Here is a 12169-nt window from a genome sequence, read left to right on the forward strand (position 1 = left end):
TGGTGAACTGGGCTTCCAAGGTCGACATGGACAAGGGCTCCAAGACCTACGGTCGCCCCCTGGTCCAGGCCAAGTACTCCACCGAGCAGAACGGCGAAGATACCAACTCCAAGGGTATCTGCCCCGCGGCTCTCGGCACCAAGGACCAGCAGCCTGCTGCGTTCTCGCCGAAGACCAACCTGTTCTACGTGCCCACCAACCACGTCTGCATGGACTACGAGCCGTTCCGGGTCTCCTACACCCCGGGTCAGCCCTATGTCGGCGCGACGCTGGCCATGTACCCGGCCCCCAACAGCCACGGCGGCATGGGTAACTTCATCGCCTGGGACGGCGTCGCTGGTAAGATCAAGTGGTCGAACCAGGAGCAGTTCTCGGTGTGGTCGGGCGCCCTCGCCACCGCTGGCGACATCGTGTTCTACGGTACCCTCGAGGGTTACCTGAAGGCCGTTGACTCCAAGACCGGCAAGGAACTCTACAAGTTTAAGACCCCGTCGGGCATCATCGGTAACGTGATGACCTACCAGCACAAGGGCAAGCAGTTCGTCGGCATCCTGTCGGGTGTCGGTGGCTGGGCCGGCATCGGCCTCGCGGCCGGCCTGACCGACCCGAACGCCGGTCTCGGTGCGGTGGGTGGTTACGCTGCCCTCTCGAACTACACCAACCTCGGTGGTCAGCTGACCGTCTTCTCGCTGCCGAACTAATCGGTCGCACGAAGTCTGAGACAATAGGGTGCCGGCGCGGGTTTCCGCGCCGGCACCTTTATGATTAGATCGTTATTAAGAACACTTCGAACGTCGGTCGAACGGGCCGACGGTTGCTCCTGGGAGAAACGTCGTTGCAGTATCAAAGCAAAGCCGCCATCCGTCCGCTCGTGGCCGCCCTCGTTTTCGCATTCGCTTCCGCCGGCGCCGTTCAGGCCCAGGATGCCAAGCCCGCCGCTGATCCTGCCGTTGCGAACCAGCTCGATCCGAATGCTCCTGAAAAGGACGCCAAGCTGATCGACAAGTATCAGGCGGTGAAGGTCGAAGACGGAAAGTATTCTGACGGGGATGGCGCCCCGACCTACCACATCACCAACGACGGCAAGAAGTTCGACTGGTACGCCTATTCCGGCTACCGCCGCTACCATGCCGAGTGCCACGTCTGCCACGGCCCCGACGCCATGGGTTCGACCTACGCGCCCGCCCTCAAGGACTCGCTGAAGCGCCTGTCTTATGAGGAGTTCGTCGGTATCATCGCCGGTGGCAAGCAGGACATCAGCTCGAGCGGCACCAACGTGATGCCCGCCTTCGGCGATAACAAGAACGTGATGTGCTACGCCGACGACCTCTACGTCTACCTGAAGGCCCGCGCCTCCGGTGCCATGCCGCGCGTGCGTCCGACCGACAAGGAAGACAAGCCGGAAGCGGCCAAGAAGGCCGAGAAGGAGTGCCTGGGCGGCTAATGGCACGCTTTGGCTCCTTTACCACGACGGTTTGCGCGCTCCTGCTGATCTCGGCAGGGGCGCGTCCCGCGTTGGCGCAGTCGCTTCCCGACCTCGTCACCACGGATGTCCTGCGCGTCTGCGGCGACCCGGGCAACATGCCGTTCTCCGAACGCAAGGAGAACGGATTCGAGAATAAGATCGCGGCGATCCTCGCCGACGAGCTCAAGGTCAAGCTCCGCTATTACTGGCTGACGCAGGGGCCCGGATTCGTTCGCAATACGCTCGGGACCGGGTTGTGCGACCTGATCATCGGCTCGGCTGCCGGCGGTGAGCTGGTCCAGCACACCAATCCCTACTACCGCTCCAGTTATGCCCTGGTCGTCCGCAGCGGCGAGTTCGACGACGTGACCCGGCTCGACGATCCGAAGCTCAAGGGCAAGTCCATCGGTGTCATCGGGGGGACGCCACCCGTGAACCGGATGGGTGAGCTCGGCTTGATCGCGTCGATGAAGGCCTACGCTCCCTACCAGCTCGATCCCTCGCGCAAGTACCAGACGGTCTCCGCCGAGGTCATCGGTGATCTCGCTGCGAAGACAATCGACGCCGCGATCCTGTGGGGGCCGGCCGCGGGTTGGCTCGCCAAGCAGAGCGGTGTCGCCATGAAGGTCGTGCCGCTGCTGCAGGAGCCTGATCGTCCTGCTCTCACCTTCCGCATCGCCATGGGCGTGCGGATGGAGGAGAACGATTGGAAGCGCAGCCTCAACACGATCCTGCGCAAGCGCAGGGCCGATATCGAGAAGGTTCTGCGCGACTACGACGTCCCGTTGCTGGAGGACGAAGGCAACAAGCTGCTCGAGCCGGCCGCGCCCTGACAGGTCGTCAGGACTCGCGGGGTTTGGTATGAGCCCCCCAGGTTCGAGCGGAGAGAGTGGCAATGCGACGATGGCGGATCGGCCTTGTGGTCGGAGCTCTCTTCGCCTTGGGTGCGGTGGGGATCGTCGCGGTCGACCGCGCTCAGATCGGCCGCGTCGCACCCGAGCTCGTCGCCGAGCCTGAACGGGCCGACCGTGTTCTCGTCGAGAAGTCGGCCCGCCGCCTGACTCTTCTGCGTGAGGGCCGCGTTCTGGCGACCTATCCCGTCTCTCTCGGATTCTCGCCCATCGGTCACAAGCAGCGGGAGGGCGACGGGCGTACGCCTGAGGGGCTGTATTCCATCGCCTACCGCAACCCGCTCAGCGTCGCCCATCTTTCCCTGAAAGTGTCCTATCCGAACGAGGCCGATACGCTGGCCGCCCATGACGGCGGCTACGAGCCGGGCGGCGACATCATGATCCACGGGATCATGAACGGCTTCTCCTGGCTCGGCCGGCTCCATCGGCTGAAGGACTGGACCAGCGGCTGCGTCGGCGTGGCCAATGACGAGATGGCGGCCATCTACGCGCGGGTGGATGTGGGAACGCCCGTCGAACTGCGTCCCTGAGCGGGTGGATCTCAGTCCCGCACGATACCGGTGGTGTCGAGCTTCGACAGGGCTTGGCTCACGGTCTCCGGCCCGATGACCAGATCCGGCGCGATCTCGGCGAGCGGAACGAGGACGAAGGCGCGCTCCCGCACGAAACGATGCGGTAGGACGAGACGCTCGTCGGAGATCGCCGCCCCCTCATACGAGAGCACATCGATATCGATGACGCGTGGCCCCCAGCGCCGCTCGCGCACGCGACCCATGGCGGTCTCGATGGTGAGACCTGTCTCCAGCAGGTCGTGGGGAGTCAGGTCGGTCTCGACGGCGATGGCCGCGTTGAGGAACCAGTCCTGATCGGTATCGCCCCAGGGGGGCGTGCGGTAATCGCTTGACCGTGCCGTGAGACGGATGCCCGGGCTGGCTTCGAGCCGCCGGATGGCTTCGGCGATGGTCGCGGCCTTGTCGCCGATATTGCTGCCGAGACCGAGATAGGCGGCACTCATCGCGGGAGTCCGGCCCGGCTGCGCAGGATCGAGATGGCGACGCCGTCGATCACCGCCGGTACCGGCGCGCTCGGCTTGTCGACGCGCACGACGATGCTGTCCACGCCCTCGAACCGCTCGAGGATCTCGGCGGCGATGGCCTCGGCCAGAGCTTCGATGAGGGCGAAGCGCCGGGTGGTGGCGATGCGCACGACGATCTCGGTGAGGTCGGCATAGCTCACGGTCTTCGCCACGTCGTCCGACAGACCGGCCGGCCGCAGGTCGATCCGGCAGTCGAGGGAAATGTAGAAGCGCTGGCCGATCCGCGCTTCCTCCTCGAGGAGGCCGTGATAGGCGAAGACGGCGATGCGTTCGACCAGGATGCGGTCGGTCATGGAGCTGTCCGCATCACGGCGTCGACCACGCGAAGGGCGTCGACATGGGGCGCCACATCGTGGACGCGGACGATGTCGGCCCCCAGCGTGGCGGCGAGGACGTGGCTCGAGAGCGAGCCGAACAGGCGATCCACCGGCTTCGTCTCGGCATTGTGCAGGCGCCCGAGCATCGACTTGCGCGAGACGCCGACGAGGACGGGAAAGCCCAGCGCCTTGATCTCGGGCAGGCGCCGCATGGCTTCGAGATGCTGGGCCCAGCTCTTGCCGAAACCGATCCCCGGATCGAGTACGATGTCCCTATCCGAGATGCCGGCGCGGCGGGCGATGTCGAGGGATCGCTCGAAGAAGCGCAGCATGTCGGCGATGATGTCGATCGCGGGATCGATGGTCTCGCGATTGTGCATCACCATGACGGGCGCGCCATGGGCAGCCGCCACGCGGGCGATGTCGGGCTCGCGCTGCAGGCCCCAGACATCGTTGACGATGCGCGCACCGGCCGCCAGCGCCACGTCGGCGGTGGAAGCCTTGTAGGTGTCCACCGAGATGGGGACCGCAAGGCGCGGGGCGAGATCGCGGATGACGGGCAGGATGCGGGCCTGCTCCTCCTCGGCCGACACGGGCGTATGGCCCGGCCGCGTCGATTCTCCGCCGATATCGATGAGGGCCGCCCCTTCCGCCACGAGCGCGCCGGCCTGGGAGCGTGCCGCCTCGACACCCTCGAAACGTCCGCCATCGGAGAAGGAGTCCGGGGTGACGTTGAGGATACCCATGACGAGCACGCGCTCTCCGAGACCGGGCAGAAGGGTTTTCAGGATCGGAGGAGAAGACGTCACGGGAGCTCTTCGACGAGGGATCGATCTCTATGCTGTAGACCAGGATGGTCCCATTCTTCCACCTCATCCTGAGGTGCCGAAGCAAAGCGAAGGCCTCGAAGGAGGCCTCTAGGTCGCGTCGCGAGCATTGGAGGGCGCCTTCGAGGCCACTTCGCGGAGCCTCAGGATGAGGTGGGTGGATAGGGGCACCGAATCTGGGGTGGATCCCGCCGGTTACACTCCGCCGCGATAGCAGCGGATCTCGGCTTCGGCCTGGGCGCGGCGAAGATCCGCGACCTTGTCGTCGAACACTTTGGTCGATTTGAATTCGTTCGAGCGGGCGCCGATGCCTTGGCGCATGGACAGGACCGTGCTCGCCTGGACGTATTTGTCATAGGTCAGGATCGACGCGAGGGCGTCGATGGAGCAGGAGCAGCGAGAGAGCGCTTCCCGCGATTGTCCGTTGGCCGCCATGCAGCCGAACACGTAATCGGCCCGTGCCTCGGTAGGGTAGTCGTTCTCGCTCTCCACGGCCTGGGCCGGTGCGGCGGCGACGCCGAGCGCGAGAGCGATAAGGCCGCCTTTAGCCAGCATTCGGATCATAAGTCAGGTTCTCCTGGAGAAGCTCGCCGCCATCCTTGGACTTCGACTGCGCTTCGATGGAGAGCAGCTCGCCGGGCACGGCAGACGACGTCACGAAGGTGTATTTCAGGTTCTCGAGGCCGCGCATGCGGTCCTTCATCTTGTCGTCGATGAAGGGCTGCACCTCAACGCGCCAGGCATCCACGGTCTGCCCCTTCACGGTCGCCGTCGTCGCGGTCACCGTCGCGTTGTCTCGCAGGGCCTTGCGGATCCCGTTCTTGATGTAGCGTGGGTTGGCCGAGAGCACCTTGGCGAGGTCGATGAGGTGATGTTCCAGAAAAAGGGTCATCACCGGGTTGCCGGGCATGTCGTTGAACGGGCCGGCGGGGAAGCGGTTCGCGCCCGAAAACATCTGTACGCGGATCGTCCGGTTTTCCGGCGCCGCACCGGGCTCGATGGTGAGCTTGATCTGGTCGTCCATGGTCGGGCCGAACGGACCCTTGGAGATGCCGCTGCGCCGGAGATAGGCGTAGGTGAGGGTCGAGCCCGGCGGCACGTTCTTCATCTGCGGCTCTTCGAAGAGCAGGTCCGAGGCGTTGGGCAGGGTGGCGGTGTTGGCCTTGGTGACAGCGGGCGCATCGGCCGGGGGCGTACCCTGCGCCACGGCGGGCAGGCCGGCAAACGAAAGAGCGAACGCGACGAGAACGGGCTTCACAGGGGAGCATCCTCTTTCAGGGGCGGCGGCGCAACACGGTCCACGTTGCTGCCGATCGTCCGGTAGACATAATCGGGCGGTGTCTCGGCCGCCTCTTCCTTGGCGAGTTCCCGCACCTTCGAATGGAGGGGGGAGAGGGAGCAGGCTGGGTCGGTGGCGGCGGCATCGCCGGCCAGAGCCAGCGCCTGACAGCGGCAGCCGCCCCAATCCTTCTCACGCCGGTCGCAGGAGCGGCACGGCTCCTTCATCCAATCCGTCCCGCGATAGGCGGTGAAGGCCGGGGAATTCGCCCAGATATCGGCGAGCGAATGGTCGGAGACGTACCAGAATTCGAGATGCTTGATGGTCTCGGCGGCGTGGCAGGGGAGCACCTTGCCAGCGGGCGTGACGTTCATCAGCTTGCGGCCCCAGCCGCCGGCGCAGGCCTTGGGGTACTTCGCGTAGTAATCGGGCACGACCAGATCGATGACGAGCTGGCCCTTCAGCCGCTCGCGCGCCGCCTCGACGATACGGATCGACTGATCGACCTGGGCCTTGTCCGGCATCAGAGCGGCGCGGTTCACATAGGCCCAGCCGTAATACTGGGTGTGGGCGACCTCCAGGCGCTTGGCGCCGAGCTTGACGGCCAAGTCGATGAAGCCCTCGACCTCGTGGATGTTGCCCCGATGGATCACGGAATTCAGCGTCAGCGGAAGGCCGAGCTGCGTCACGCGTTCGGCAAAGGCGAATTTCTGCGGCTGAGCGTTCTTCAGGCCGCCGATTTTCTCCGCGTTGGCCGCGTCGACGCCTTGCACCGACAACTGCACATGGTCGAGGCCCGCGTCGTAGAGGGCGTCGAGCTTGGCCAGAGCACCGCCGACGCCCGACGTGATGAGATTGGAATACAGGCCCAGCTTGGCGCAGGTCTGGGTGATCTCGACGATGTCGCTGCGGGCCGTGGGCTCGCCGCCGGAGAGGTGGACATGCAGCACGCCGAGACCCGCCGCCTCCGTCAGCACGCGCTGCCATGTCGCCGTGTCGAGCTCGCCCGAGCGCCGGTCGAGTTCGAGCGGGTTCGAGCAATAGGGACAGCGCAGGGGACAGCGATGGGTCAGCTCCGCGAGGAGCCCGACCGGAGCCGGCAGGGAAGGGGTATTCGGCGTGATGGCGTTCATCGCTCCAGAACCCGTTTCGTGGCGAGGTCGTTGAGCATGGCCAGGACGTCGACCTCGATCACGTCCGGGTCGGCGGTGAAGGTCTCGGCGAGCTTCACCGCAATGTCTCGCACGCTGCGCTGCCCATCCACGAGGGACAGGACCGCCACGGCATTGGCGTCGAGGTCGAAGGTGCGCTCGGGCGCCAGCAGTACGTGCTGGCCGCGGACCTCGTCGTGGCGCAGGCGCACGCCGCGAGGCAGACGAGGCACGTCGCCCGACCGGACCGTGCCGGTGCCGGCCGCCTGCGCCACCTCGGGCACGAGGCCGGTGCCGGGCGTCCAGGCATCCGGCGGGGTCATGCCCGGAGCCACATAGGAGAAGTAGAGCGCGTCGAGCTGCGTCCAGAGCACGTTGCACTTGAAGGTCAGCGCGGCCATGGCCTGACGCTGCAGTTCGGGCGTCGTGGCGTGCTGCTTGACGTAGTCGATGGCGAATTCCGCATCGCGGGGGGCCTGGGTCAGGCGCTTGTCGAAATAGGCCAGCGTGTCCTTGGTGATGAAATCGTAGTTCTTCAGCATCCCGGCCACGCGCTCGGAGATGATCGTCGGCGAGAACATCTCGGTGAGCGAGGAGGCGATGGCCTCCAGCAGCGAGCGCTCCTTCACGAAATGCACGTAGGCATCCACCGAGAAGCGCGTCGCCGACAGGATACCTTGCGTGGATTCCACGTAGTCGCGACGGAAGCCGACGCCCTCGGCGAGCTTGAGCCAGCGCTCGATGCCGCCATCGCCGGGTGCGTCGCCATCATGATCGACGATGCGCTGGCGCCAGACGCGGCGCAGGCTCGCATCCTCCATGCGGGCGAGCACGGCAGCGTCCTTCACCGGGATCATGGCCTGGTAATAGTAGCGGTTGAGGGCCCAGGCCCGGACCTGGTCCTTGTTCAGCTTGCCGTCGTGAAGCAGGCGGTGGAACGGATGCAGGTTGTGATAGCGCCTCGCGCCGATGTCCCGAAGCGCCGCTTCGAGTTCTTCGGGGCTGAGCAGGCGCTGGGACTCGTCGGTCTTGGGGGTGGGGAAAGGCGCGGTCATGGCGTAGCTCAGCGTTTCGACGAAGGGCGGCGAAGAGAACTTTTCTTATAGATGGCGCCGATTTCCGTGAAGGCCACGGACATGGACCGCACAATCCCATTGGACGCAATATAAGGTGGCGGCATTAAAATGCCAGCCGGGCGCCGATCTAGAGCGCCAGGGTCAGCCCGTCATGGGCGACGGTCCAGCCTTCCGCCTCCACCGATCGGCGTTCGTCCGATTCTTCCACCAGCACAGGATTGGTGTTGTTGATGTGAACGAAGACGCGGCGACCGATTTCCACATCGGCGAGCGCGGCGATCGATCCGCCCTGTCCCGTCATCGGCACGTGGCCCATGCGCCATCCGGTCTTCACGCCGACCCCGGCGCGGATCATGTCGTCGTCGAGCAGCACGGTCCCGTCGAACAGAAGCGCGTCGACACCCGATATGCGTCGCTTCAGCCCATCCGTGACGCGGGCGCAGCCGGGAATATAGGCGAGGCGACGCCCACCGGACTCGATCATCGCACCCACGGTGGTCTCGGTCTCTGCGCCGATCTCCATGGTCTCGTCCTCGAGCCAGAGCGGCACCTTTCCCGGCACCGAGAACAGTGTGACGGTCAGGCCGGGAACTGGCTCGAAGGCATGGTCGAGGGCGATCTTCTCGCGCGACACCACGTCGGCGGCCATCACGTCGAAGACCCGGTTGGCGTTGACCGAATCGAGGATGCCGGAGGTGGCGTAGAGCGTGTAGGGCTGGCCTTCGCGCAGGGTGAGCAACCCCGCCACGTGGTCGACATCGCCATTCGTCAGAAGCACGGCATGGATCGGCGAATGGCGCAGGCCTTCGCGCGGATGCATGGCCGGATTGTCGAAGAGTTGCTGCCGGATGTCCGGCGAGGCGTTCACCAGGAGCCAGCGCTCGCCATCGGGCGACACGGCGATGCTCGACTGGGTTCGAGGGCGCACCTTCGAGGAATCCTCGCGGGCGAGCGAGCAGATGGGGCAGCGGCAATTCCACTGGGGAAGGCCGCCGCCCGCGGCCGAGCCGAGGATCACGACATGCATGGCTGAACCGGCGCTGCCTCGATCCTCAAGCACGACATGATGTCTTAGTTGAAGGTGTCGATCTCAGCCGACTCGTAGCTGGTGACTTCCATGCCGACACAGATCTCGGAAACGACGGGGGCAGCCCAGGTCATGGTGTTTCTCCTAGATGGTTTCTTGAACGTCAGCAGCGTCCAGATCTCGCTTAAGAAGATCCTAAGACACTGACGGCGCAGTCATTTCTGTCGCGGGAGCTATATCGACAATTCCGCCGGACTCTTCAAGCGATAAATTGCCGGATCGTCCCGGAACAGGCCGAGAAAGCGCATCGTGCTCAGTGGCGGAAATCCTGGCCCCGCAGGTCGAGCATGAAGCCCCGGCCCCGCACGGTAACGATGACCGGCCCGCCGAACCGCACGAAATCGGACAGCTTGGTACGTAGGTAACCCACGTAGACATCGACGACATTCAGCGACAGGCCGCCCTGGCCCGCCCATAATTTGTCGAAGATGTCGCCGCGCGACACCGGCTGGTTGGCCTTGTCCATGAGGAGAGCGAGGAGCTCCGCCTCGCGCGGCGTGAGGCGCGCCGTCGCATCCCCGAGGGAGACCTGACGAATGTTGAGATCGAGGACGAGCTTGCCTGCGGTGACGATGGTGCGCGGCTGGTCCGATTCCTTGCGGCGCAGGAGATGCGTCTGCAACCGGGCGAGGAGTTCGTCGAAGACGAAGGGCTTGACGATGTAGTCGTCGGCCCCGAGCGCCAATCCTTCCGCCCGGTCGCGGACCTCGTCGCGCGCCGAGAGGAACAGGATCGGGCCGGGATAGCCGCCTTCGCGCAGGGAGCGGCAGACATCGTGGCCGGACCCGTCTGGCAGGGTGATGTCGAGGACGACGGCGCCGGGCGCCTCGTCACGGGCGGAGGTGAGTGCGTCGTCCACGCAACCGGCTACGCCCACGGAGAACCCTTCGGCCTCCAGGCCCCGCGCCAGCATGGCCCTGATGTCGCTGTCGTCCTCGACGATGAGCACTCGCGTCATGCGGCGCTGTCCTTCCGCTTCGTTTCCTGTCCGTCCCCGGGATCGAGGTCGAGGATGGGCAGGACGAGCGTCACGCGCGCACCCTTCCCGTCCTCGCCCGCACCGAGGCTGATCGCCCCATCATGGCGCTCTGTCACCCAGCGCGCCAGTGCCAAGCCGATGCCAAAGCCCGATTCCCCGGAATGGCCCTCCCGCCGGAAGCGCTCGAACAGATCCGCACCCGCCGCCGGGAAGCCCGCGCCGTCATCCGTCACCGTGATCGTGGCGGAACGCGCCTCGTCGACGGTGAGTCCCACGACCACGCGCGTCAGGCCCGTCGCGTGCCGCAAGGCGTTGTCGATGAGGCTCTCCACCACCTGCCGCAGCCATTCCCTGTCCGCCAGGAGCGTGACGTCGCGGCGGCCCGGTTCGAGGGTCAGGGCCACCCGCCGGCGCGCCGCCTCAGAGGCCGCGCTGTCCACCGCATCGGTGAGGATGGCCACGGCGCTGGTGGCGCGCCGGTCGAGCTCGATCTGGCCGGATTCGGAGCGCGCGACCCGCAGGAGATCCTCGACGCGGCGCTGCAGGCGGAGTGCCCGCTTGCGGATGGTGGCGAAGACCGGCGCGTAATCGACCCCCGGCCTGCCGGCCGAGCGGGCGGCGATGTCGCATTCGCCGAGGATGACCGTGAGCGGCGTGCGCAGCTCATGGCTGACATCGGCGAAGAAGCGCCGGCGCGACCGGTCCACCGCCTCCAGGCGCTCGTTGGCCGCCCGCAGGTCGGTGGTCCTCGCCTCCACCGTATCCTCGAGGGCAGCGCGGTCGGCGGCGAGCCGCCCCTCGCGCCGGGCGAGGCGTGCGGCCATGCGGTTGAAGTTCGCCACCAGCAGGCCGAGCTCGTCCCGCGTCGCCACCGACAGCCGCGTATCGAGCTCGCCGCGCCCGACGGCGCCCGCCGCCCGCCGCACCGCTTCGATCCGTGCCAGGGTCGGCCGGGTCACGGCCCGGTACAGGACGAAGACGAGGGCCAGCGCCAGGACGACGGCGGCAAGCGACGCGATCCGCAGGGTCGAGGACAGGTGGCGGGCCTCGTCCGAACCCGCGATCATCGAGCGGCGCTCGACTTCGATGAGAAACGAGAGCGGCTGGCCGGTCATGGCGCCGAATCCGTTCAGCGCGCCGCGAATGGTGTTGCGCCGCTGCTCTTCCTCCGACTGGCGCAGGACCTGGGAGACCTGCCGGTCGAGGATGGCCCGGGCAGAACGGAGCTGAGCGAGGGGACGCGTGCGCGCCGCATATTGCATCCGGTCGAGGGGATCGTCGCTGACGGCGATGCTCTTGCCGAGAGCCTCGTCGACGGCCACCAATGCCCGGTCGACATTGGCCCGGGCGATGGCGAGCCCTTCCGGCTGTGCATCGGGATTGCTCACCGCCTCCAGGGCCGCGAGCCCGTACTGGGTCATTCGCCCGGACAGTTCCACCAGCAATTCGAGCCGGCCCTGTGCCGCGAGCGTCCGATCAATGGTGCGTTCGGCGGCGCCGATGGAGCCCAGCACCCCCAATGCCGCCAGGACGACCAGAAGCGCTGCGCCCCCGAGCAGCAGCGCGAACCTCACCTTCAGAGAGCGCATCGCTTATGGCCGCCCGTGTCTCGCCGTTCCCCGGAGGGTGAGCGATAGCGCAATCCGCCAGGGCGTCCAGACCCATCACAGATGGGACCGGGTCACAGGTCTTTCGGCAGGCTCTCCCGCGCCGCGCAGCGCCACCGCGTCACGTGCCATTCGGGGTGGCTCTCCTGCCAAGTGGCGAGCGCGCTCTGAGCGGTGCGCAGGCAGATGAACGGGTTCGTCGCCTCGTAGGACAGGGAGATCCTGTCCTCCTTGCACTGGGAGGGCTGTGCCGCGAGGCAAATGGAGAGCAGGATCAGCATGGGGCGAAAGCCTCGAGCCGCGAATGACAATCCGGCAATGGTCCGCCAGTCCGGCGGGCGGACGCAAGAGCGGATGAGGGCGTTCGCACGCGT

At 66.3% G+C, this 12169-nt stretch carries 16 protein-coding genes; 4 read left to right on the top strand and 12 right to left on the bottom strand.

What is annotated here, in order from left to right:
* The 4 genes from RQI43_RS10725 to RQI43_RS10740 all read left to right on the top strand — a co-directional run.
* The coding region (locus RQI43_RS10725) for a PQQ-binding-like beta-propeller repeat protein (protein WP_311275143.1) at window positions 1-701 on the top strand (701 nt) is incomplete at its 5' end.
* A gap of 134 nt (window positions 702-835) precedes the next feature.
* Window positions 836-1444, top strand: coding sequence for a c-type cytochrome, methanol metabolism-related (locus RQI43_RS10730; protein ID WP_056424425.1), 609 nt, complete (start codon window positions 836-838; stop codon window positions 1442-1444).
* Window positions 1444-2298, top strand: a complete 855-nt coding sequence (gene xoxJ / locus RQI43_RS10735) for a rare earth element methanol dehydrogenase accessory protein XoxJ (protein WP_311275144.1) — start codon at window positions 1444-1446, stop codon at window positions 2296-2298. The genes RQI43_RS10730 and xoxJ overlap by 1 nt, the downstream gene beginning before the upstream one ends.
* A 62-nt stretch (window positions 2299-2360) precedes the next feature.
* Window positions 2361-2906 carry a L,D-transpeptidase family protein gene (locus tag RQI43_RS10740; RefSeq protein WP_311275145.1) on the top strand — a complete coding sequence of 182 codons (546 nt, stop codon included), beginning with the start codon at window positions 2361-2363 and terminating at the stop codon, window positions 2904-2906.
* A gap of 11 nt (window positions 2907-2917) precedes the next feature.
* On the opposite strand, the gene folK is transcribed toward RQI43_RS10740, so the two are convergent.
* The 12 genes from folK to RQI43_RS10800 form a co-directional block, all read right to left on the bottom strand.
* Entirely contained in the window at window positions 2918-3391 is a 474-nt protein-coding gene (gene folK / locus RQI43_RS10745; RefSeq protein WP_311275146.1) for a 2-amino-4-hydroxy-6-hydroxymethyldihydropteridine diphosphokinase, read from the bottom strand.
* Window positions 3388-3765 carry a dihydroneopterin aldolase gene (folB, locus tag RQI43_RS10750; protein ID WP_056256306.1) on the bottom strand — a complete coding sequence of 126 codons (378 nt, stop codon included), beginning with the start codon at window positions 3763-3765 and terminating at the stop codon, window positions 3388-3390. Before folB ends, folK begins: the two co-directional genes overlap by 4 nt.
* Window positions 3762-4598 carry a dihydropteroate synthase gene (gene folP, locus RQI43_RS10755; RefSeq protein WP_311275147.1) on the bottom strand — a complete coding sequence of 279 codons (837 nt, stop codon included), beginning with the start codon at window positions 4596-4598 and terminating at the stop codon, window positions 3762-3764. The genes folB and folP overlap by 4 nt, the downstream gene beginning before the upstream one ends.
* A 213-nt stretch (window positions 4599-4811) precedes the next feature.
* Window positions 4812-5180, bottom strand: a complete 369-nt coding sequence (locus tag RQI43_RS10760; RefSeq protein WP_056424410.1) for a hypothetical protein — start codon at window positions 5178-5180, stop codon at window positions 4812-4814.
* The gene (locus RQI43_RS10765; protein ID WP_311275148.1) at window positions 5161-5874 is read right to left on the bottom strand and encodes a hypothetical protein; all 714 of its coding nucleotides are present in this window, start codon (window positions 5872-5874) and stop codon (window positions 5161-5163) included. Before RQI43_RS10765 ends, RQI43_RS10760 begins: the two co-directional genes overlap by 20 nt.
* Window positions 5871-7028 (bottom strand): pyrroloquinoline quinone biosynthesis protein PqqE, encoded by a 1158-nt coding sequence (gene pqqE, locus RQI43_RS10770; RefSeq protein WP_056256323.1) that lies wholly within the window; start codon window positions 7026-7028, stop codon window positions 5871-5873. Before pqqE ends, RQI43_RS10765 begins: the two co-directional genes overlap by 4 nt.
* Complete coding sequence (pqqC, locus tag RQI43_RS10775) at window positions 7025-8101, bottom strand: pyrroloquinoline-quinone synthase PqqC (protein WP_311275149.1); 1077 nt, start codon at window positions 8099-8101, stop codon at window positions 7025-7027. The genes pqqE and pqqC overlap by 4 nt, the downstream gene beginning before the upstream one ends.
* Window positions 8102-8249: 148 nt before the next feature.
* On the bottom strand, window positions 8250-9149 hold the full coding sequence (gene pqqB, locus RQI43_RS10780; RefSeq protein WP_056424402.1) for a pyrroloquinoline quinone biosynthesis protein PqqB: 900 nt from the start codon (window positions 9147-9149) through the stop codon (window positions 8250-8252).
* 44 nt (window positions 9150-9193) lie between these two features.
* Entirely contained in the window at window positions 9194-9283 is a 90-nt protein-coding gene (pqqA, locus tag RQI43_RS10785; RefSeq protein WP_018043604.1) for a pyrroloquinoline quinone precursor peptide PqqA, read from the bottom strand.
* 179 nt (window positions 9284-9462) lie between these two features.
* Window positions 9463-10167 (bottom strand): response regulator transcription factor, encoded by a 705-nt coding sequence (locus tag RQI43_RS10790; protein ID WP_056424399.1) that lies wholly within the window; start codon window positions 10165-10167, stop codon window positions 9463-9465.
* On the bottom strand, window positions 10164-11777 hold the full coding sequence (locus RQI43_RS10795; RefSeq protein ID WP_311275150.1) for a HAMP domain-containing sensor histidine kinase: 1614 nt from the start codon (window positions 11775-11777) through the stop codon (window positions 10164-10166). The genes RQI43_RS10790 and RQI43_RS10795 overlap by 4 nt, the downstream gene beginning before the upstream one ends.
* Window positions 11778-11869: 92 nt before the next feature.
* The gene (locus RQI43_RS10800; RefSeq protein WP_056424393.1) at window positions 11870-12076 is read right to left on the bottom strand and encodes a hypothetical protein; all 207 of its coding nucleotides are present in this window, start codon (window positions 12074-12076) and stop codon (window positions 11870-11872) included.
* Window positions 12077-12169: the final 93 nt, after the last annotated feature.

This window comes from Methylobacterium sp. WCS2018Hpa-22 (genome assembly GCF_031843785.1).
Lineage (GTDB): Bacteria > Pseudomonadota > Alphaproteobacteria > Rhizobiales > Beijerinckiaceae > Methylobacterium.